Consider the following 21725-nt stretch of genomic DNA (forward strand, 5'->3'; position numbering starts at 1 on the left):
AATGATCACGATATTTAGCCGCCAGTGTACATGATTCAATCACAAAATAGTCAGCGAACTATCACAACTCCCACTGGCAGGATCTCTTGACTGGCTTGATGACAAGCTTTTAACACTGGAATAAATCATGGCGCGCTTTTTTAAGCCCGAGAAAAAGAAAAAGGTTGAGCAAAAGCATCAACTACTGACGATAAAACGCCTGGATCATCATGGTGACGGCGTCGGTTTTTGGCAGAAAAAGCCTGTCTTTGTCCCAGGCACCTTGCCCGGCGAGCAAGCCCTGGTGCAATTGACCGAGCAAAAGCGCCAATATGCGCGCGGTCAGCTTATTAAGTTGGATAGCCATGCGGCGCAGCGTGTTGAGCCTGGTTGCCCGCTCTATCAGCAATGTGGCGGTTGCAGCCTTCAGCACTTGAGTCATCAAGGGCAGGTGGCGCACAAGCAGCAAGCGCTGAATGAATTAATGCAAAAATTTGCCGGTGATGAGATCACGCTGTCAACGCCGATAGAGGATGCGCCGTGGCATTATCGCCGCCGTGCGCGTATCAGCTTACAAGTTGATAAAAAAGGCGCATTGGCGATGGGCTTTCGTGCGCGTCAGCGCAGCGCCATTATCGATGTCAGTCATTGCCCGGTGTTAAGCGAGCCATTAAATCACATCTTGGCTGGATTACGCGCCTGTTTAGATAGCTTGCGTGGTCGCCGAATTTTAGGCCATTTGGATCTTATCGAAGCCGATAATACGCGTGTGGTGTCGCTACGCACCACCAAGGTTTTACACAGTGATGACCGCCATACCTTAATGGAATGGGCGCAGGCACAAGATTGCACACTGTATTTACACCAAGGTGATAGGGATGCCGAGCGTTTGACGGGGCCAGCCCCCTACTATCAAGTGGCTGGTTGCCAATTGGCGTTTGCCCCCAGTGACTTTATTCAGGTGAACGCTAGGGTCAATCAACAAATGGTGGCGCAGGCACGCGAGTGGTTAGCACTGGAGAAAGACGATCGCGTGCTGGATCTTTTTTGTGGCTTGGGTAACTTTAGTGTGCCGATGGCTCAGCATGTTAGCCAAGTGGTTGGCGTTGAAGGCGTACAGGCGATGGTTAATCAAGCGGCGGATAACGCAGCGGCCAACCAGTGTGATAATGCCTCTTTTTATCAAGCCGATTTAAACAGCGACCAGCTGATGGGTGAGTGGGTGCAACAGGATTTTACCAAAATCTTACTCGATCCGGCACGCGCAGGGGCTGCTGGTGTCATAGACTTTGTGGCACAATCTAAGGCTTCACATATTGTTTATGTGTCTTGTAATCCAGCCACGTTGGCACGTGATGCACGTGTACTGCTCGATAACGGCTATCAGTTAGTGAAGCTGGGTATGTTGGATATGTTTCCACAAACAGGACACATGGAGTCGATGGCCTTGTTTATGCCGGTAAAGAAAAAATAGGCATCAATAAGCGTGGCCCTTGTGGCCGATCGATACGGATACGCCTCTCTGGTCAGTTTGAGAGATAAGGATAGGAACGGTTATGGTTGCGGTACGAGAAGCCCACCTACATGAAAACGAAGCGTTTGAACTCAGCACTTGGGTAAAGCGGTTAGGGCAAGACGCATCGACCACCCAAGCGCTGGTGGATGCTTACCAATACTGCCGAGCATTGAGCGAGGAGGAGTCAGATCTCAGCCAACCATTGTGGCGTGGCCGAGAGATGATCGAAATTCTCGTCACCTTAAGTATGGATGCCGATACCTTGTTGGCTGCCCTGTTTTTTCCCGTGGTGGAAGCCAAGCTCGTCAGTCTAGAGACCCTTGCTGACACCTATTCGACGTCGATTGTTTCCCTGATTGAAGGGGTGCAACAGACGGCCGCTATCCGTCACTTAAATACCCAAACCGAGACAGAAGCAACCTCGTCTCAGGTCGACAATGTTAGGCGTATGCTGTTGTCGATGGTGGAAGATTTTCGCTGCGTGGTAATAAAACTGGCGGAGCGTATCTGTTACTTGCGTGAGGTGAAAGATGCCTCGGAATCGGTTCGCCAACAAGCGGCAAAAGAAAGTGCGAACATCTACGCCCCTTTAGCCAACCGGTTAGGGATTGGCCAGTTAAAGTGGGAGTTGGAAGACTACGCGTTCCGTTACCAGCATGCGCAAACCTACAAACAAATCGCCAAGCAACTCGCGGAACGACGGATTGACCGTGAGAACTACATCACCGCCTTTGTAGCAGATCTTCAGCAGGCGATGGAAGCGTCCAACATTAATGCGCAAGTCTATGGCCGCCCCAAACACATTTACAGTATTTGGCGCAAAATGCAGAAAAAGAACCTGCAATTTGACGAGTTGTTTGACGTGCGTGCGGTACGCATCATCGCTGAAGAGCTACAAGACTGTTACGCCGCATTGGGGGCGGTGCACACCAAATTCCGCCATCTACCCAAAGAGTTTGATGACTACGTCGCTAATCCGAAACCGAATGGTTATCAATCCATCCATACCGTAGTGTTAGGGCCGGAAGGTAAACCGGTAGAAATTCAAATCCGCACCAAGCAAATGCACGATGATGCAGAGCTTGGGGTTGCGGCACACTGGAAGTACAAAGAAGGGGCGGCCAGTGGGCGCAGTGGGTACGACGAGAAAATTACCTGGCTGCGTAAACTGTTAGCATGGCAAGAAGAAATGTCAGACTCGGGTGAAATGCTCGATGAGCTGCGCAGCCAAGTGTTTGACGATCGCGTCTATGCCTTTACTCCGCGCGGTGATGTGGTGGACTTGCCCAGCGGTGCCACACCGTTGGATTTTGCTTACCATATTCACTCCGAGGTCGGGCATCGGTGTATCGGTGCCAAAGTGGAAGGGCGTATTGTTCCGTTCACCTATCACCTTCAAATGGGCGATCAGGTAGAGATCATTACCCAAAAAGAGCCCAACCCCTCGCGAGATTGGCTAAATCCCAGCCACGGCTTTGTGAATTCCAGCCGGGCACGTGCCAAAATTAATGCCTGGTTCCGCAAACAAGATAAAGATAAGAACATTGCCGCGGGTAAAGAGATCTTGGATACCGAGCTACAAAAAATTGGCGGTACCAGTAAAGATGCAAACTTGGCGCTAAAACGCTTTAACGTGAATACCTTAGATGAATTGTACGCTGGGATAGGTAGCGGCGATTTGCGCATTAATCAGGTGGTTAACCATATCAATGGCCTGATTAACAAGCCAAGCTTGGAAGAAGAAGAGCAGCAGCTATTAGAAAAACTACAACAAAGCGAGCAAAAGCCGAATACGGGCAAGGCACACCGTGATGCAGTGGTGGTTGAAGGGGTCGATAACCTCATGACTCACTTGGCGCGTTGTTGTCAGCCACTACCGGGTGATGAGATCAAAGGTTTTGTTACTCAAGGGCGAGGCATTTCTGTGCACCGCGCTGACTGTGAGCAACTCAACGAACTGAGTCACCACGCGCCCGAGCGCATTATTGCCACGGTTTGGGGCAAAGGGCACATTGGCCAATATCATGTGCGTATCCGCTTATCTGCCAATGAGCGCACCGGGTTGGTGAAAGATATTAATACCGTGTTGAGCAATGAGAAAGCACGCGTAGCGGGCATGCAAAGTCGCGTGGATTATAAAAAGCAAATGTCTATCATGGATTTTGATTTGGAAATCTCCGATCTCGACACCCTGAGCCGCGTGGTTAACCGGCTTGAACAAGTGAAAGACGTAGTTGAGGCTAAACGTCTTCGCTAATTATTTCTCGCCCTGTCTCGACAGGGCGTTTTTTTAGAAGGAACACTTTCATGGCAGCCATCGAGCAATTACTGACCATCATGACCACCTTACGTGATCCAGACAACGGCTGTGAGTGGGATAGGGCGCAAACTGCTGACACCATCGTGCCGCATACCTTAGAAGAAGCGTATGAAGTCGCGGATGCGATTGAGCGTGAAAACTGGTCAGACCTAAAAGATGAGCTAGGTGACTTACTTTTTCAAATTGTGTTCTACAGTCAATTGGGGCGGGAAAAAAACCAATTTGACTTTGAGGATGTGGTGCGTGGCATTTGCGACAAACTCATCCGTCGTCATCCTCATGTTTTTGGTCCCAAAGATGCGCAGGGAAAGCCTTTAATGGCACCAGATTGGGAAGGTATCAAAGCGAAAGAGCGCGCCGAGAGCGCAGCCTCTATGCAACCGCAAAGTGTGCTGGATGGGGTGACTCAAGGACTACCCGCTTTAACAAGAGCGTACAAATTGCAAAAGCGTTGTGCACGAGTGGGCTTTGATTGGCCGACGGTGGCCCCTGTGATAGATAAAGTGCAGGAAGAGATTGCAGAGGTTGAGCAAGAACTGGCGCAAGCCTCTGTTGATCAGGCGCGTGTGGATGAAGAAGTCGGGGATTTGTTATTCGCGGTGGTAAATTTGGCTCGCCACCTAGGGACAGATGCCGAGCAAGCCCTACGCCGTGCCAACCAAAAGTTTGAAGCTCGCTTTCGTGGTGTTGAAAAGCACTTACGTGATAATGAAAAAAATATTCAACAATGTCAGCTAGATGAACTAGAATCGGCATGGCAGGCCGTCAAAAAGGCGAATAAGTAAATATCCTGTAATTGGCATAATTGATTTGTGACAATTAAAAACACCAGGGTGTGTGGTAGCTTTCACATTGTGGGAGTCAGTGGGGTCTGGTATCATAATATCCCGTCCAGAACTTCATTAATTTCCTCTAAATCCAACTCTCAGGTTTAGCATGACGACGAACTACATTTTTGTTACGGGCGGTGTTGTATCCTCCCTCGGTAAGGGTATTGCTGCAGCCTCATTAGCAGCCATTCTTGAAGCGCGTGGCCTCAACGTCACCATCATGAAACTCGACCCTTATATTAACGTGGATCCAGGGACAATGAGCCCTACCCAGCACGGGGAAGTATTCGTCACGGAAGACGGCGCAGAGACCGACCTTGACCTCGGTCACTATGAGCGCTTTATTCGCACCAAAATGACCAAGCGTAATAACTTTACCTCTGGTCGTGTGTATGCGGATGTACTGCGCAAAGAGCGCCGTGGAGATTACCTGGGAGCTACCATTCAGGTGATTCCGCACATCACCAATTCAATCAAAGACCGCATCATCGCCGGTGGTGAAGGTCACGATATTGCGATTGTGGAAATCGGCGGTACCGTCGGTGATATAGAGTCGCTGCCATTTTTGGAAGCGATTCGCCAGCTGACGGTTGAGGTTGGCCGCGAGCGTGCGATGTTTATGCACCTGACTCTGGTGCCTTATCTGGCGGCAGCAGGTGAAGTGAAAACCAAGCCGACTCAGCATTCGGTAAAAGAACTACTCTCAATTGGTATCCAGCCTGATGTGCTGGTATGTCGTAGTGAGCGTCCGATCCCGGCTAATGAGCGCGCAAAAATTGCGCTGTTCTGTAATGTGGCAGAAAAAGCCGTGATCACCATGAAAGACGTAGATTCTATCTACAAAATCCCATCACTTATTCGCTCTCAAGGCCTGGATGATCTGGTTTGTAATCGTTTTGGCATTGAAGCGGCGGAAGCTGACCTGTCAGAGTGGGAGCAAGTTAGCTACGAAGAAGCCAATCCTATGGGCGAAGTGACCATTGGTATGGTGGGCAAATACATCGAGCTGCCGGATGCGTATAAGTCCGTCAACGAAGCCTTGAAACACGGTGGGTTGAAAAACCGTCTCACCGTCAACATCAAGTATGTAGACTCGCAAGATCTTGAAACACGCGGCTCAGAAATGCTGCAAGATTTGGATGCTATCTTGGTACCCGGTGGATTTGGTGACCGAGGTGTGGAAGGTAAAATCCTGGCAGCACAATATGCCCGTGAAAACAAACTGCCTTACTTGGGTATCTGCCTCGGTATGCAAGTCGCTCTGATTGAATACGCGCGTAATGTCGCGGGGATGGAAGGGGCAAACTCGACCGAGTTTAACAAAGAGAGCAAATACCCGGTGGTGGGACTGATCACTGAGTGGGTCGATGAAGAAGGGAAAGTGGAAGAGCGCAGTGAAACCTCTGATCTTGGCGGTACCATGCGCCTTGGTGCTCAACTTTGCCACCTTGCCGAAGGCTCTAAAGCCCATCAGCTTTATGGCAACACGCAAATCCACGAGCGTCATCGCCACCGTTATGAAGTTAACAACTTATTGCGTCCGCAGCTAGAAAAAGCGGGGCTGTCAATCTCAGGCCTGTCTGCGGATAAAAAGCTGGTGGAAATCATTGAAAACCCTGAGCACCCTTGGTTTGTTGCGTGCCAGTTCCACCCAGAGTTCACGTCGACACCACGTGATGGCCACCCACTGTTTGCCGGATTCGTTGCGGCGGCAGGCAAAAAACAGCGCGGTGAGCTATAAACGAGATTCGAGCGGTCGCCTGAAAATGGGCAGCTGCTTTTATTTTTAAAAACAATGACAGACGAGAGGAATCACAATGTCTAAGATCGTTAAAGTTCTAGGCCGTGAAATCATTGATTCACGCGGTAACCCAACCGTTGAAGCAGAAGTCCATCTAGAAGGTGGCTTCGTCGGTATGGCGGCAGCACCTTCAGGTGCATCAACGGGTTCTCGCGAAGCGCTAGAACTGCGTGATGGTGACAAGTCACGTTTCATGGGTAAAGGCGTTCTAAAAGCGATTGAAGCGGTTAACGGTCCAATCGCCGAAGCCCTACAAGGCAAAGATGCGAAAGCCCAAGCCGATATCGACCAAGTGATGATCGATCTCGACGGTACCGATAACAAGTCTAAATTCGGTGCCAACGCTATCTTGGCGGTGTCTCTGGCTAACGCGAAAGCAGCCGCGGCGGCGAAAGGCATGCCTTTGTTTGAGCACATTGCTGAACTCAACGGCACAGCCGGTCAGTTCTCAATGCCTCTGCCAATGATGAACATCCTTAACGGTGGTGAGCACGCGGATAACAACGTTGATATCCAAGAGTTCATGATCCAGCCTGTGGGTGCGAAAACCCTGAAAGAAGCACTGCGCATTGGTGCGGAAGTATTCCACAACCTCGCAAAAGTACTGAAAGCCAAAGGCCTAAGCACTGCCGTGGGTGACGAAGGTGGTTTTGCACCGAACCTAGAATCAAACGCTGCTGCACTGGCTGCGATTAAAGAAGCGGTTGAGCAAGCGGGCTACGAGCTGGGTAAAGACATCACTCTTGCGATGGACTGTGCGGCGTCTGAGTTCTATGACAAAGAGCAAGGCATCTACAACATGAAAGGTGAAGGTAAAACCTTCTCTTCAGAAGAGTTTAACCATTACTTGGCAAAACTGGCTGAAGAATACCCAATCGTGTCTATCGAAGATGGCCTAGACGAGTCAGATTGGGATGGCTTTAAGCACCAAACTGAACTGCTGGGTGATAAACTTCAGCTAGTGGGTGATGACCTGTTCGTAACCAACACCAAGATCCTCAAAGAAGGTATCGACAAAGGTGTGGCGAACTCTATCCTGATCAAGTTCAACCAGATCGGTTCTCTGACCGAAACGCTGGCGGCGATCAAGATGGCGAAAGACGCAGGCTACACAGCCGTGATCTCTCACCGTTCAGGTGAAACAGAAGACGCCACTATCGCTGACTTGGCGGTTGGTACGGCTGCAGGCCAAATCAAAACCGGTTCGATGAGCCGTTCTGATCGTGTGGCTAAGTACAACCAGCTAATCCGTATTGAAGACGCGCTGGGTGAAAAAGCACCATTTAATGGTCTAAAAGAAGTGAAAGGCCAATAATCGGCACTTAAGCACTTTTTGCCAAAAAGCCGTCCCGTTTAACGGGGCGGCTTTTTTCATTTAGGAAAACCATGACACCAGCCAGCGGATCCGCTAGCCTATGCGGTTAGTCAATCAGGGTGTGAATACCCTGAGCCGATATTGGAAGGAGTACAGGTATGAGGCTGCTATCGGTTGCACTGTTTCTCACGCTCGTGTGGCTGCAGTACGAACTGTGGCTGGGTAAAAATGGCGTGACAGACTATTGGCAAATTGAAGCCAATGTCGCCGTACAGCAACAAGCCAACCAAAAACTCGTTAAGCGTAACCAGCAAATGTACGCAGAAATTGCGGATTTGAAGCGTGGGCAAGAAGCGATTGAAGAGCGCGCACGCAATGAGCTGGGCATGATAAAGCCGGACGAGACATTTTTCCGATTAGTCGATAAATCCCAGTAACTGACAGCCGTTGACTGGCGGTACAACCAAAGAAGATAACTTGTGGTCGAACAACCCCCTTTGCAGCACAACACCGCTTTACAACCCGGAATAAGCGCCGTGGTCCCTGCCGCAGGTGTCGGCAGCAGGATGCAAGCTAGCTGCCCGAAACAATACCTCCCTCTAGCCGGCAAAATGTTGATTGAGCATACCGTTGAGCGTTTACTCTCTCACCCTGCCGTGGCTGACGTGATCATCGCCATTGGTGCGGACGATAGCTACWTTGCGCACACTCGCTTGAGTGAGCGTCCCAATGTGCGTGTGGTCTTGGGTGGAGCGACGCGTGCCGCGTCGGTGCAAGCTGGACTCGATGTGGTCAATACGCAATGGGTGATGGTGCATGATGCCGCACGCCCTTGTGTGTCGCATGCCGATATCGACGCCTTGATTAGACAGGCGCAATCTCACCCGGATGGCGCCTTACTCGCGGCGCCGGTTAGAGACACCATGAAGCGTGCGGACGCGCAAGGGCAGGTGGCTCACACTGTCGAGCGAGAGGCGCTTTGGCATGCATTGACCCCACAAATGTTTTTAACCCAAACGCTAATCCAGGCACTTAATGTGGCAGGCGATCAGGTGACTGACGAAGCATCTGCCGTTGAAGCGCTTGGGGGGAAGCCTGTGCTGGTCCCTGCCAGTGCCAGCAACATAAAAGTCACCCACCCTGAGGATAAGTGGTTGGCCGAGTTTTACCTTTCACAACAAGAAGGCAAATCATGATTCGAATTGGACATGGGTTTGATGTACACAAATTTGGTGGTGATGGCCCTGTCATTATCGGCGGGGTCAGTGTCCCTTATGCGCAAGGTTTGATCGCGCACTCAGACGGTGATGTGGCGCTTCATGCACTGTGTGATGCCCTGTTGGGCGCGATTGCTGCCGGTGACATTGGCCAGCATTTCCCAGACACCAGTGATGAGTGGAAAGGCGCCGACAGCCGTATGCTGCTGCGCGACGTTTACCGCAAAGTACAAGACAAAGGCTATCGCTTGGGCAATGCAGATATCACTATCATCGCGCAAGCGCCTAAAATGGGCCCACATATCGACGCCATGCGTGAAACCATCGCCAGTGATTTGTGTGTGACGGTGGATGCGGTTAACGTCAAAGCCACCACCTCAGAGCGTTTGGGGTTTACCGGACGCAAAGAAGGCATTGCCTGTGAGGCGGTGGTGCTATTAAACAAAGAGGCCGTATGACAGACTTACTCGCGCCCTTGGCTTACTTACATGGCCAACCGACACAGTCAGGAACGTTAAAAGCGTCACCGGACGATTTTATTGTCTCAGAATCCCTGGGTTTCACCCCATCAGGTCAAGGTGAGCACTTTTTAGTGCGGATTAAAAAGCGTGGTGAAAATACCAAATACGTCGCCAATGAGCTGGCAAAAGCCTGTGGGGTTAGCTCGCGGCAAGTGAGCTGGGCGGGCCTTAAAGATCGTCACGCCGTGACTGAGCAATGGTTCAGTGTTCATCTGCCAGGCAAAGCGGATCCGGACTTAGCGGCGTTTGTTCAAAATCATCCAGGCGTTGTGAGCATTGAAGGGACAGCCCGGCATCAGCATAAATTGCGTCCTGGCGATCTGACCGGCAATCAGTTCACGCTCTGTATTCGTGATCTGGCGTCGCCACAGGCTTTAGTGCCGCGGCTAGAGGCTATCACAAAGCAGGGCGTGCCCAATTACTTTGGTGCGCAGCGCTTTGGTCGTGATGGCAATAATGTCGAGATGGCGCGCGCCTGGGGGCGTGGAGAAATAAAAGTCCGTGACAAGAGCAAGCGCAGCTTTTATCTCTCAGCAGCCCGGTCGTTGCTGTTTAATCAGGTGTTGTCTGCACGGATAGAAGCGGGCGTCTTTTCCTCTACCCTGAGCGGCGACCTATGTCTCGATGAACAACAGCAAACCTACTTGGTTGAGCAAGAAGGCCGTCATCAGCCTGGCATTACCGGCCCTTTAACGGGTGACAATGCGTTACCCACCGAGGGGCAAGCACAGGACTTTGAGCAAGCGGTGGTCGACAAAGAGCCTGAGCTATTAGGCGTGATCCGTGATAATCGCATGCGTCATGACCGTCGTGTGCTGTGTTTACTGCCGCAAGCGATGACCTGGACACACGATGCTGACACCTTAACCGTGCGTTTCTTTTTACCCGCGGGCGCATTTGCCACCGCGGTGATGCGAGAGTTAGTCGTCGCGACCCCACAAGGAGAGCACAATGCGAATATTGATTAGTAACGACGACGGTTATCACGCCCAAGGGATCCAAACCTTGACCGAGGCGTTATCGACCATTGCAGATGTGGTGGTGGCCGCGCCTGATCGCAACTGCTCAGGCGCGTCAAATTCACTCACATTAGAAAACCCCTTGCGCGTGCGCGAACTCGCACCGCAGCGTTATGCGGTTCAGGGGACCCCCACAGACTCGGTGCATTTGGCGCTACGGCAATTAGTGCCCTGGGAGCCTGACTTTGTGATCACTGGGATTAACCATGGTGCTAACCTCGGTGATGATGTGCTTTACTCGGGGACAGTGGCCGCGGCGACAGAGGGCTTTTTCCTGGGCGCGCCAGCTATTGCGGTCTCACTATGTGGTCACCAACACTTTGAGACAGCTGCGCACGTCGTGAAACAATTCTTAGCCAAGAACCAGCGCCATGCTGCGCCCAGTCACCGCCTCATTAATATTAATGTGCCCGATGTGCCAATCGATAGCCTAGAGGGGTGGAAAGTGACACGTCTTGGCGCCCGTCATCATGCCGAAGACGTGATAAAACAAAGCGATCCGCGGGGCAAACCGATATACTGGGTCGGTGCGCCCGGTCAAACCCAAGATGCAGGACCAGGAACCGATTTTCACGCCATTGCGGCGCAATACGTTTCTATAACACCACTGCAGGTAGACTTAACCGCGCATGATACCCTGGGCGTGTTTTCACAATGGTTAAGCGAGTAGTCGGCAGATACGCCATCGTTGGTGAGCCGCATTGAGGCGGCGGCCGTTTCAATAGACTTATACTCAGTGATAAAGGAAGCAGACGTTGAGTCAAGCGCAATCACTTATTCAATTTTTGCAGCAACAAGGTGTGACTGACACCCATGTGCTAAACGCCATGCAGGCTGTGCCTCGGCATTTATTTGTCTCTGAAGCCATGACCCACCAAGCTTATGGAAACAATGCGTTACCCATTGGGTGGGGACAAACTATTTCACAACCTTATATCGTGGCTAAGATGACATCATTGCTCAATTTGCGACGCGATAGTCGCATTTTGGAAATTGGCACCGGATCCGGTTATCAAACGGCGGTCCTCGCTAACTTGGTGGATCATGTTTATTCTGTCGAGCGGATCAAGCCACTACAAATGCTAGCCAAACGGCGCTTAAAGCAGCTAGATATTTATAATGTCTCGACAAAACATGGAGATGGTTGGCAAGGGTGGCCGTCGAAGGGCCCCTATGATGCGATCATGGTAACGGCAGCCGCGGCGCACGTGCCCGATGCCTTGTGCGATCAGCTTAATGACGGCGGCGTGATCTTGATTCCGATTGGTGATGATGAGCAAACATTGATGCGCGTCACTCGCCAAGGCACCACTTTTCACACCGAGACGGTTGAATCGGTTAAGTTTGTTCCCCTGGTGGCAGGTGAGCTGGCATAAACTGTCTCAGAGATGGAGCTGTGTTTAAAAACAGATGAAAATCGCGCTTTTTCTTTCACTGCTAGTGGTTATATCTGGTTGCTCTTGGCGAGGGCCGGCGCCGGTATCCAGCGTGACACCCGACTATACCAGCGTCGATAGAGGCAGCTATCGCGGCAGCTATTACGAAGTTAAGAAGGGCGATACCCTCTACTATATCGCTTATATCACGGATCGTGATATCGACGACATCATCGAACACAATAATCTACAGCCCCCCTATACCATTTATCCCGGGCAGACACTGGCGCTGTGGAAGCCCGCCTATCAACGTCCTGACGTGGCTCAATCCACATCAGGCGCGACAAATGTGGCCTCTGCCACGGCGTCAGCTGCAAGCGCGAGCGTGGCAGCATCTTCTTCTAGAAAAGGCGCTAAATCTAGCAAATTCGAGGAAAAAAAGAAGTCAAAAACCGCGAGTGAACGCACAAAAAGCGTTGAATCGGGGTCATCGTCGAGGTACAGTCAACCTAAAGACAAAAGTAAACAAGCTGTTAACAAGCGGACCGCTAGCGCATCTAACCAACAGATTAGCTGGCAATGGCCATCCAGAGGCCGAATGGTGTCCCGATTTTCTAGCACAGAGCGAGGCAATAAGGGCATAGATATTGCTGGACAACGAGGACAGGGCATTCAGGCAGCGGCAGATGGAAAAGTCGTTTACGCCGGAAGCGCACTTCGAGGTTACGGTAAGTTAATAATAGTGAAACACAATGATGATTATCTAAGTGCGTACGCGCACAACGATTCGTTTTATGTTTCAGAAGGCCAAGCTGTCAAAAAGGGGCAGAAAATAGCTTCCATGGGCAGTTCTGGTGCAAACAGTGTTCGGTTGCATTTTGAAATTCGCTACAAAGGAAAATCGGTCAATCCGTTACATTATCTGCCAAAGCGGTAGCACAGGGTAACCAAGGTGATATCGCCGCAGCCACCAATGTGACGGGGCCGGTATAAGCAGAAATGAGTTCTGCTTAGCTGCTACGTCATTAGGGAGGCGCTATGAGCCAAACAAATACCGCAAAGAAACTGGACGGCTTGAACCAAGACGTTGAATTCGACACCGTGGAAGCACAAGCTGACGAGGTGCTCGAAGAAGTCGAAGAGGCAGTACAGCAACAAGCGGCCACTTCAAAGGCCTCTGATGCCACCCAACTCTACCTCAGCGAAATTGGCTTTTCACCGTTGCTTACCGCTGAAGAAGAAGTGCTCTATGCGCGCCGAGCGTTGCGCGGTGACGAGGTTGCTCGCAAGCGTATGATTGAGAGTAACCTTCGCTTGGTGGTGAAAATTTCACGTCGCTATTCTAATCGTGGTTTAGCGCTGCTCGRTTTGGTCGAAGAAGGAAATCTTGGCTTGATTCGTGCGGTGGAGAAGTTTGACCCTGAACGCGGCTTCCGCTTTTCAACCTACGCAACCTGGTGGATTCGTCAAACCATTGAACGTGCCATCATGAACCAAACGCGCACCATTCGTCTGCCGATTCACGTCGTCAAAGAGCTGAACGTGTACCTGCGAACCGCGCGCGAGCTGGCACAAAAGCTTGACCATGAACCGACCGCTGAAGACATCGCGGCGCAGCTCGATAAGCCGGTAGAAGATGTGAATCGGATGCTTCGTCTCAACGAGCGTATTGGCTCCGTGGATAATCCCATTGGCGGTGATTCGGAAAAAGCCTTGCTAGACATCATTCCAGATGAGAAGCAAGACGGCCCAGAGTACACCACACAAGACGATGACATGAAAAAGTCGATTGTCCAGTGGCTACAAGAGCTTAACCCAAAACAACGCGAAGTATTGTCACGGCGTTTCGGGCTTCTCGGTCATGAAGCATCAACGCTGGAAGATGTGGGACGTGAGATTGGCCTAACCCGCGAGCGGGTACGTCAAAYCCAGGTGGAAGGGTTACGCCGCCTGCGCGACATGCTGACGCATCAAGGGCTGAGCATCGAATCGCTCTTTAACGTAGAGCAATAATCAGCCTGTTAATGTCGCATCAGTCATAGAGCGAGCATCACAGTCATAGACACTAATGAAGGGACAGCGATGGCTGTCCCTTTTTATTGGCTGGCATGACGCTCACAGGATGATGGCGTGGTCGATTAGCGAGATTGCTGTAACGCCTTGAGCGCATAGAGGGCGTCTAAGGCTTGCCGTGGGGTCATCTCATCGGGGTTTAAGGCATCGACCGCGTTATCCAGTTCGCTAGGCTCAGGCAGTAAGGCGAGCTGAGCGGGCGCTGGATCACCGACCGTTTGTTTAGCATGAATGGTATGTTGGCCGCTTTGCTCGAGTTGTGCCAGTTTATGCTTAGCACGCCGTATTACCGGCTTGGGAACCCCCGCGAGACTCGCGACGGCTAGGCCATAAGACTTACTGGCTGCGCCTTCCTGCACAGCGTGCATAAACGCAATGTCATCGCCATGCTCCATGGCATCAAGGTGCACATTCACCAAGCCTTCCATTTGCCCTGGCAGTTCGGTGAGTTCGAAATAATGGGTGGCAAACAAGGTCATTGCATGAATTTTCTCTGCCAGCCATTCCGCACTGGCCCATGCTAAAGACAAACCATCGTAGGTACTGGTACCGCGGCCAATTTCGTCCATTAACACCAAGCTGTTTGCCGTCGCGTTATGGAGAATATTGGCGGTTTCCGTCATTTCCACCATAAAGGTTGAGCGGCCGGAAGCGAGATCGTCAGAGGCGCCGATACGGGTAAAAATCCGATCTACAGGCCCAATAGTCGCGCGATCTGCGGGCACATACGCACCAATATGGCTCAGCAAGGTGATCAACGCCGTCTGGCGCATATACGTGGATTTACCCCCCATATTCGGCCCGGTAATGATCAACATCCGCCGCGCAGGGCTTAAGGCGATGGGGTTAGGGATAAAGGGGTCACTCATGACTTGCTCTACCACTGGGTGGCGGCCCGCTTCGATATCGATGCCCGGTTTGTCGGTAAGCACTGGGCGATGGTAATTGAGCGTCTCAGCGCGTTCAGCAAGATTACACAGCACATCCAGCCCAGACAATGCCTCAGAGGCATGTTGCAGTTGGGCCAAATGTGGCAGTAATAAATCAAATAACTCTTCCCACAACCGTTTCTCTAACGCTAATGCGTTGGACCGAGAGCTTAAGACCTTATCTTCGTGCTCTTTTAATTCGGGGATAATGTAACGCTCTGCATTTTTAAGCGTTTGCCGGCGGATATAATGTGCAGGTACTCGGTCACTTTGCGCGCGGCTGATTTGAATGTAAAAGCCGTGCACCTGGTTATAACCCACCTTCAGGGTATCGATGCCATATTGCTCGCGCTCGCGGGTTTCGAGTTCTTCTAAGTAGCGTGATGCGCCTTCCGATAAGTCGCGCCATTCATCCAGTTCCGCGTTGTACCCTGGCGCAATCACGCCGCCATCACGGATCACTACCGGCGGGTTCTCGACCACCGCGCGGGTGAGCAAATCTTGCAGCTCTGGCATCGGTGTGGTGGCCGTTTGGTAATCGCAAAACGCACGGTGATCTAGCTCGGTGAGCAGCGTCTGTATCTCAGGCAGCTGCGCTAATGCGGTGCGCAGCCTTGCCATATCGCGGGGGCGAGCAGAGCGCATCGCCAAGCGAGCCAGTACGCGCTCAATGTCGCCAACCGGTTTGAGTGCGGCGCTTAAGTCTGTGTATAGGCCACTATCAAGCAGCGCGCCGATCGCATCCAAACGTTGGTTGAGCACTTGAGGGTCGCGCAGGGGTTGATGCAGCCAGCGTTTCAGTAAGCGACTGCCCATTGGCGTTGTCGTGCGATCCAAAACGTCAGCCAGGGTGTTGTCGGTGCCGCCAGCGAGGTTTTGGGTGATCTCTAAATTACGTCGTGTCGCGGCGTCCAACACCACAGAGGTGTCTTGCTGATCTTTGATGATGGCACGAATATGGGGAAGCGCAGTGCGCTGGGTTTCTTTGGCGTATTGTAATACACAGCCGGCGGCACTGAGCCCCAGCACGCAGTCTTCCACGCCAAAGCCGACTAAATCGCGGGTGCTAAATTGACTGGTCAGTTGACTGCGAGCGGTGTCGAGATCGAATTCCCAAATGGGTCGGCGCCTTGCGCCGCGGCTCGCTGCGAGTAAATCAGGGTAGGGAAAGTCTTCTGGATAAAGCAGCTCAGCCGGTTGCGTGCGTTGCAGCTCGGCTTGCATTTGCTCGTAGGTAGCAGGCTCGGTCAGCACAAATCGCCCCGAGGTAATATCTAAGGTGGCGAAGCCAAACTGCTCGTTATCACAAGTCAGTGCGGCAACCAAATTATCAACCCGCTCGCTAAGCAGCGCTTCATCGGATACTGTGCCGGGGGTGACGATTCGCRCCACCTGGCGCTCAACCGGGCCTTTACTGGTAGCCGGATCGCCAATTTGCTCACAAATCGCCACCGGCTCGCCCAATTGCACTAACTTCGCTAAATACCCCTCCACGGCATGAAAGGGCACACCCGCCATGGGGATCGGCTCACCGCCTGAGCTGCCGCGCTTAGTCAGCGATATATCTAAAAGCTGAGAGGCGCGTTTGGCATCGTCGTAAAAGAGTTCGTAAAAATCCCCCATGCGGTAGAACAGCAGCTCTTCAGGGTGCTGCGCTTTGAGTTTGAGGTACTGTTGCATCATCGGGGTGTGCTTTTCGAGCGCTTGTACTGTCACGACTAGACCTGCAAAATGGAACATTGAAAAGGGTAGGTAGAATACGTGATCGTACGGCAAAGGGTAAAGTTGCGGTACCGGTTTCTTCCCCTTCAACAAAAGGAGCGCATGGTGGAACAGTTATTCTCGCTAGCAAAGCAACTCGGCGATGCCTTATTGGATGCAGGGCTGACAGTGACCACCGCAGAGTCTTGCACCGGGGGCGGTATCGCTTACTGCTTGACGGACGTGCCAGGAAGCTCGCAATGGTTTCAGCAAGCATGGGTGACCTACAGCAATCCAGCCAAACACCAACAAGTGCACGTACCAGATGACCTATTAGCACAATATGGCGCGGTGAGTGAACCTGTGGTGATGGCGATGGCGGAAGGTGCGCGCCAAGAATCAGAAGCAGACTTGGCGATTGCCGTGAGTGGCGTGGCTGGCCCATCGGGAGGGAGTGCTGATAAACCTGTGGGTACCGTGTGGTGCGCATGGGCTTGGCATGGTGGCGAAATTGACACAGAAGTCTGTCATTTTGAGGGGGATAGGCGCGCGGTTCGTGAACAAACGGTCGCGCATGTGTTGTCCCATGCTTTAAGGCGCTTGTCCCCGTAACTGGAGACGTGTCGCACCACAGAGATTTTTTCTATACAGGGCTAGACACTGTATGTATGGACAGTATACTTAGCCCCAATGACTGATAGCTTTCATCGCATAGATAGCGGTTTATTTCCTGGAGACTGAAATGGACGATAACAAAGAAAAGGCGCTCGCAGCCGCACTCGGGCAAATCGAAAAGCAATTTGGCAAAGGCTCAATCATGCGTCTGGGTGATGACCGCACCATGGACATCGAAACCGTATCGACCGGCTCTTTGTCTCTCGATATTGCCCTAGGTGCCGGCGGGTTGCCTTTTGGTCGTATTATCGAAATCTATGGCCCAGAGTCATCAGGTAAAACGACGCTGACGCTAGAAGCGATTGCCGAAGCACAAAAAATGGGAAAGACCTGTGCCTTTATCGACGCTGAGCATGCCCTTGACCCTATTTATGCGCGCAAGCTGGGTGTCGACATCGATAACCTTTTGGTCTCTCAGCCAGATACCGGTGAGCAAGCGTTGGAAATTGCCGATGCCCTGACACGCTCGGGCGCTGTCGATATGATCGTCATTGACTCGGTAGCGGCATTGACACCTAAAGCTGAGATTGAAGGCGAGATGGGCGACTCACACATGGGTCTGCAAGCGCGTATGTTGTCACAAGCGATGCGTAAGCTCACAGCCAACATCAAAAACAGCAATACCATGATGGTATTCATCAACCAAATTCGCATGAAAATTGGTGTGATGTTTGGTAACCCAGAAACCACGACTGGGGGTAACGCGTTAAAATTCTACGCCTCGGTTCGCCTGGATATTCGCCGCATAGGTGCGATTAAAGAAGGTGACGAAGTGGTGGGGAACGAAACCCGCGTCAAAGTAGTAAAAAACAAAGTTGCTGCACCCTTCAAACAAGCTGAGTTCCAAATCCTTTACGGCCAAGGCATTAACTTGCAAGGTGAATTAGTGGACTTGGGCGTGAAACACAAGCTGGTAGAAAAAGCCGGTGCTTGGTACAGCTACAAAGGCGATAAAATTGGCCAAGGTAAAGCCAATGCATGTAAATACCTGAAAGAAAACCCACACATTGCGGAAGAAATTGACACCACCTTGCGCGAGATGTTGCTGCAGCCTGGCCTTAACAACGAAGCGGTCGACGCGAACGCGGAGGCAGAAGCCGAGGACGATCAGCTGTAATGGCCGTATCGTGCCAAGACGTTGCGGTGGGCTTGTTAGCCCGCCGTGACCATTCTGTTCACGAGCTGCAACAAAAACTGACTCAACGCGGGGTTGATCAAGACACCATTGCGCTGACCCTTGATGAGTGTCTCGMCCGTGGTTGGTTAGATGATGCCCGTTTTGCGGCTAGCTTATTGCGCCAAGGTGTGAGCAAACATCATGGGTGGCTACGTATTTGTCAAGATGCCAAGCGAAAGGGCATCGACACTGAGTTGTTATCACGTGCCGAACAAGAGCAAGAGGTTGACTGGTATGCGCTAGCCAGAGAGACCGCACAGCGTAAATATGCCGATCTCGATGGCCGCCTTCCGCCAGCCGAGCAAAAGGAAAAAGCCAAACGCATGCGCTTTTTACAGTCACGTGGCTTTAACTTTGATCAAATCCAATACGCACTCAGTCACGACGATTCGGACACGCATTTCTAAACCAATCCCACTCTGTCTCTTTTCCGCACGCGATCGGTTGTTTACAATGGCGTAAATAAAACCATGCTTCCATCGCGTCACGACCATATCTGGTTGCTAACGCAATATTCGATTATCAGGATTAGCCAATGTATATGAGCACTGATGAGATCCGTACAGCGTTTCTCAAGTTCTTTGAAAGCAAAGGGCACCAGATTGTGCCTAGCTCGTCGCTCGTGCCTGCCGATGACCCAACGCTTTTGTTCACCAACGCAGGGATGAACCAGTTTAAAGATACTTTTTTAGGGGTTGAAAAGCGTGACTACACGCGTGCAACGTCAGCACAGCGTTGTGTGCGGGCGGGCGGCAAACACAACGACCTTGAAAACGTCGGTTTTACCGCGCGCCACCATACCTTCTTTGAAATGCTCGGCAATTTCAGCTTCGGTGATTACTTCAAGCAAGATGCGATTCAATACGCATGGGCATTTTTGACCGAAACCATTGGCTTGCCAAAAGAAAAGCTGTTGGTAACCGTATACGAAACCGATGACGAAGCATTTGATATTTGGCATCAGCAAATCGGTGTCCCAGCGGATCGCATTGTGCGTATCGGCGATAAAGAAGGTGGTAAGCCTTACGAGTCAGATAATTTCTGGCAAATGGGCGATACTGGGCCATGCGGACCATGTAGCGAAATTTTCTATGACCATGGTGAGCATATTTGGGGTGGCCCGCCAGGGACGCCAGAAGAAGACGGGGATCGCTTCATCGAGATCTGGAATATCGTCTTTATGCAGTTTAACCGCCAAGCAGACGGCACCATGGAAAATCTGCCTAAGCCGTCAGTGGATACCGGGATGGGGATTGAACGCATAGCGGCAATTAAGCAGGGCGTGCACTCTAACTATGAAATCGATGTTTTCCAGCAATTGATTAAGCAAGTCGCTGACATCATTGGGGTTGAAGATCTCACTAACCAGTCTTTGCGCGTAGTCGCTGACCACATCCGCTCGTGTGCATATTTGATTGTTGATGGTGTGATGCCTTCTAACGAAGGGCGAGGCTATGTGTTGCGCCGAATCATTCGTCGTGCGGTTCGTCATGGTAACAAGCTTGGCAGCAAAGAGGCGTTTTTCTATAAGCTGGTTGGCCCTCTCGCCACCATCATGGGGACGGCAGGTGAAGATCTGCGTGCACAGCAAACCATGGTGGAAAAAGTCCTTAAGATTGAAGAAGACAATTTTGGTCGCACGCTTGAGCGTGGCATGTTGATGTTGGAAGAGGCCTTGGACAAGGTTAAGGGTGACGAGTTAGATGGTGAAACCGTCTTCAAACTCTATGACACTTACGGCTTCCCGGCAGACTTAACCAATGATGTTGCGCGTGAGCGCGGTTATCGCATTGATGAAGCCGGCTTTGAAGCGGCGATGGAAGCCCAGCGTCAGCGCGCGCGCGAAGCCGGTCAGTTTGGCACTGACTACAACCAAGCCATAAAAGTGGAGCATGGCTCTGATTTTTGTGGTTACACAGGGACAGAAGGCACAGGCCAGATCACTGAGATTTTTGTCGACGGTGACACCGTTGATAGCTTGGTATCGGGCGATAAAGCGGTGGTGATCCTTGACCACACGCCTTTCTATGCCGAGGCCGGTGGCCAATGTGGTGATACAGGGGTGATTGACACTGACCAAGGGCGATTTACCGTGACGGATACCCAGAAAGTGGGGCAAGCCATTGCACATTACGGTAGCTTGTCGGAAGGGCAACTGAGTGTCGGGGCACAAGCAACCGCTCGCGTGGATGCCGCGCGTCGTCACGCGGTAGCGATGAATCATTCCGCGACTCACTTGCTGCACGCCGCACTGCGTGAGGTACTAGGGAAGCACATTGCGCAAAAAGGCTCGCTAGTCCGGCCTGATGGGTTGCGTTTTGACTTCTCACACCTTGAGCCGGTCACCGCTGACGAACTCAAAGCGGTTGAGCGGATCGTGAATCAACAAATCCGTGAAAATAGCCCCGTGCAGACAGAAGTGATGGATATCGAAGCCGCCAAGCAAAAAGGCGCGATGGCACTGTTTGGTGAGAAATACGATGACCAAGTGCGTGTATTAAGCATGGGTGACTTTTCTATCGAGCTGTGTGGCGGGACACACGCGACGCGTACGGGCGACATTGGCATGTTTAAAATCGTCTCTGAAGCGGGTATCGCGGCCGGTGTACGCCGCATCGAAGCCATTACCGGGCAAGCGGCCATTGATAGCGTTTATCAGCAACAGGCTGACTATGAAGCCAAACTTGACGAAGCCCAGAGCAAAGCGAAAGCGTTAGAGAAACAAATTCAGCAGCTTAAACAGAAACTGGCCGTACAAGAAAGTGCTGGGCTGATCAATCAGGTCCGTGAGCTAAACGGGGTAAAAGTGCTGATTAGCCAGCTTGATGGTGCGGATAACAAAGCACTGCGTAGCATGGTGGATGATCTGAAAAACCAAATGGGCAGTGGCATTGTGCTGCTCGGCAACGTGGCCAATGATAAAGTCGGCCTGATTGCGGGGGTGACTAAAGATCTGACCGGCACGGTAAAAGCGGGTGAGCTGGTCAACCTTGTCGCCCAACAAGTGGGTGGCAAAGGCGGTGGTCGTCCTGATATGGCACAAGCCGGCGGGAGTGATGTGAGTGCACTGCCGAGTGCGTTAGCCTCCGCGGAGACCTGGCTCGCTGAGCAACTATAAGTCGCTTTTGTTTTTTAAAAAGTCAAGAGGGTCGCGTATCGCGACCCTTTTTTGTGATCTAGATTAATAATTGCACTTTTTTTCTGATTCTGTATAGTGCAACGCCTTAAGCGATGCGCTGGCATAAGACGTGATACTGGTTAGATTTTATCGCTCCG

The 21725-nt window shown here is 51.6% G+C and carries 18 protein-coding genes; 17 read left to right on the top strand and 1 reads right to left on the bottom strand.

The window, feature by feature from the left end; translation table 11 throughout:
* The first annotated feature begins 127 nt into the window (after positions 1-127).
* The 13 genes from rlmD to rpoS all read left to right on the top strand — a co-directional run bounded on the left by rlmD (position 128) and on the right by rpoS (position 13907).
* Positions 128-1453, top strand: coding sequence for a 23S rRNA (uracil(1939)-C(5))-methyltransferase RlmD (gene rlmD, locus BZG14_RS03735; RefSeq protein WP_077608017.1), 1326 nt, complete (start codon positions 128-130; stop codon positions 1451-1453).
* A gap of 82 nt (positions 1454-1535) precedes the next feature.
* Positions 1536-3752 carry a GTP diphosphokinase gene (gene relA, locus BZG14_RS03740; protein WP_077608018.1) on the top strand — a complete coding sequence of 739 codons (2217 nt, stop codon included), beginning with the start codon at positions 1536-1538 and terminating at the stop codon, positions 3750-3752.
* A gap of 50 nt (positions 3753-3802) precedes the next feature.
* Complete coding sequence (gene mazG / locus BZG14_RS03745) at positions 3803-4600, top strand: nucleoside triphosphate pyrophosphohydrolase (protein ID WP_077608019.1); 798 nt, start codon at positions 3803-3805, stop codon at positions 4598-4600.
* Positions 4601-4751: 151 nt separating this feature from the next.
* A complete protein-coding gene (locus BZG14_RS03750; protein ID WP_077458818.1) occupies positions 4752-6386 on the top strand; it encodes a CTP synthase in 1635 nt (544 codons plus the stop codon).
* Between the two features lie 76 nt (positions 6387-6462).
* A complete protein-coding gene (eno, locus tag BZG14_RS03755; RefSeq protein WP_046074096.1) occupies positions 6463-7761 on the top strand; it encodes a phosphopyruvate hydratase in 1299 nt (432 codons plus the stop codon).
* Between the two features lie 158 nt (positions 7762-7919).
* Positions 7920-8198: a cell division protein FtsB gene (ftsB, locus tag BZG14_RS03760; protein WP_046074097.1), complete on the top strand. Its 279-nt coding sequence runs from the start codon at positions 7920-7922 to the stop codon at positions 8196-8198.
* Positions 8199-8240: 42 nt separating this feature from the next.
* The gene (ispD, locus tag BZG14_RS03765) at positions 8241-8957 is read left to right on the top strand and encodes a 2-C-methyl-D-erythritol 4-phosphate cytidylyltransferase (RefSeq protein WP_274532383.1); all 717 of its coding nucleotides are present in this window, start codon (positions 8241-8243) and stop codon (positions 8955-8957) included.
* A complete protein-coding gene (gene ispF / locus BZG14_RS03770) occupies positions 8954-9436 on the top strand; it encodes a 2-C-methyl-D-erythritol 2,4-cyclodiphosphate synthase (protein ID WP_077608020.1) in 483 nt (160 codons plus the stop codon). The genes ispD and ispF overlap by 4 nt, the downstream gene beginning before the upstream one ends.
* Complete coding sequence (gene truD, locus BZG14_RS03775; RefSeq protein WP_077608021.1) at positions 9433-10467, top strand: tRNA pseudouridine(13) synthase TruD; 1035 nt, start codon at positions 9433-9435, stop codon at positions 10465-10467. The genes ispF and truD overlap by 4 nt, the downstream gene beginning before the upstream one ends.
* The gene (gene surE, locus BZG14_RS03780) at positions 10451-11188 is read left to right on the top strand and encodes a 5'/3'-nucleotidase SurE (protein ID WP_069363467.1); all 738 of its coding nucleotides are present in this window, start codon (positions 10451-10453) and stop codon (positions 11186-11188) included. The genes truD and surE overlap by 17 nt, the downstream gene beginning before the upstream one ends.
* A gap of 85 nt (positions 11189-11273) precedes the next feature.
* Positions 11274-11894 (top strand): protein-L-isoaspartate(D-aspartate) O-methyltransferase, encoded by a 621-nt coding sequence (locus BZG14_RS03785; RefSeq protein ID WP_069363468.1) that lies wholly within the window; start codon positions 11274-11276, stop codon positions 11892-11894.
* A gap of 34 nt (positions 11895-11928) precedes the next feature.
* The gene (locus BZG14_RS03790; RefSeq protein ID WP_069363469.1) at positions 11929-12831 is read left to right on the top strand and encodes a peptidoglycan DD-metalloendopeptidase family protein; all 903 of its coding nucleotides are present in this window, start codon (positions 11929-11931) and stop codon (positions 12829-12831) included.
* Positions 12832-12932: 101 nt separating this feature from the next.
* A complete protein-coding gene (gene rpoS / locus BZG14_RS03795) occupies positions 12933-13907 on the top strand; it encodes an RNA polymerase sigma factor RpoS (RefSeq protein ID WP_077608022.1) in 975 nt (324 codons plus the stop codon).
* Positions 13908-14032: 125 nt separating this feature from the next.
* Here rpoS and mutS read toward each other — a convergent pair whose 3' ends face one another.
* Positions 14033-16636, bottom strand: a complete 2604-nt coding sequence (gene mutS / locus BZG14_RS03800) for a DNA mismatch repair protein MutS (RefSeq protein ID WP_443508498.1) — start codon at positions 16634-16636, stop codon at positions 14033-14035.
* Positions 16637-16723: 87 nt separating this feature from the next.
* Between mutS and BZG14_RS03805 the strand changes: the two genes are divergently transcribed.
* The 4 genes from BZG14_RS03805 to alaS all read left to right on the top strand — a co-directional run bounded on the left by BZG14_RS03805 (position 16724) and on the right by alaS (position 21567).
* On the top strand, positions 16724-17209 hold the full coding sequence (locus BZG14_RS03805; RefSeq protein ID WP_077608029.1) for a CinA family protein: 486 nt from the start codon (positions 16724-16726) through the stop codon (positions 17207-17209).
* A 130-nt stretch (positions 17210-17339) separates the two neighbouring features.
* A complete protein-coding gene (recA, locus tag BZG14_RS03810) occupies positions 17340-18389 on the top strand; it encodes a recombinase RecA (protein WP_069363470.1) in 1050 nt (349 codons plus the stop codon).
* Positions 18389-18856: a regulatory protein RecX gene (locus BZG14_RS03815; protein ID WP_241824612.1), complete on the top strand. Its 468-nt coding sequence runs from the start codon at positions 18389-18391 to the stop codon at positions 18854-18856. Before recA ends, BZG14_RS03815 begins: the two co-directional genes overlap by 1 nt.
* Before the next feature lie 128 nt (positions 18857-18984).
* Positions 18985-21567, top strand: coding sequence for an alanine--tRNA ligase (gene alaS / locus BZG14_RS03820; RefSeq protein ID WP_077608023.1), 2583 nt, complete (start codon positions 18985-18987; stop codon positions 21565-21567).
* The last annotated feature ends 158 nt before the right edge of the window (positions 21568-21725 follow it).

The organism is Salinivibrio sp. IB282, assembly GCF_001995685.1.
GTDB classification, from domain to species: Bacteria; Pseudomonadota; Gammaproteobacteria; order Enterobacterales; family Vibrionaceae; genus Salinivibrio; species Salinivibrio kushneri.

Bases quoted from the DNA above. Each gene is read 5' to 3' on its own strand.
- rlmD (WP_077608017.1), top strand. From the start codon at position 128: ATGGCGCGCTTTTTTAAGCCCGAGAAAAAGAAAAAGGTTGAGCAAAAG.
- relA (WP_077608018.1), top strand. From the start codon at position 1,536: ATGGTTGCGGTACGAGAAGCCCACCTACATGAAAACGAAGCGTTTGAA.
- mazG (WP_077608019.1), top strand. From the start codon at position 3,803: ATGGCAGCCATCGAGCAATTACTGACCATCATGACCACCTTACGTGAT.
- BZG14_RS03750 (WP_077458818.1), top strand. From the start codon at position 4,752: ATGACGACGAACTACATTTTTGTTACGGGCGGTGTTGTATCCTCCCTC.
- eno (WP_046074096.1), top strand. From the start codon at position 6,463: ATGTCTAAGATCGTTAAAGTTCTAGGCCGTGAAATCATTGATTCACGC.
- ftsB (WP_046074097.1), top strand. From the start codon at position 7,920: ATGAGGCTGCTATCGGTTGCACTGTTTCTCACGCTCGTGTGGCTGCAG.
- ispF (WP_077608020.1), top strand. From the start codon at position 8,954: ATGATTCGAATTGGACATGGGTTTGATGTACACAAATTTGGTGGTGAT.
- truD (WP_077608021.1), top strand. From the start codon at position 9,433: ATGACAGACTTACTCGCGCCCTTGGCTTACTTACATGGCCAACCGACA.
- surE (WP_069363467.1), top strand. From the start codon at position 10,451: ATGCGAATATTGATTAGTAACGACGACGGTTATCACGCCCAAGGGATC.
- BZG14_RS03790 (WP_069363469.1), top strand. From the start codon at position 11,929: ATGAAAATCGCGCTTTTTCTTTCACTGCTAGTGGTTATATCTGGTTGC.
- recA (WP_069363470.1), top strand. From the start codon at position 17,340: ATGGACGATAACAAAGAAAAGGCGCTCGCAGCCGCACTCGGGCAAATC.
- alaS (WP_077608023.1), top strand. From the start codon at position 18,985: ATGTATATGAGCACTGATGAGATCCGTACAGCGTTTCTCAAGTTCTTT.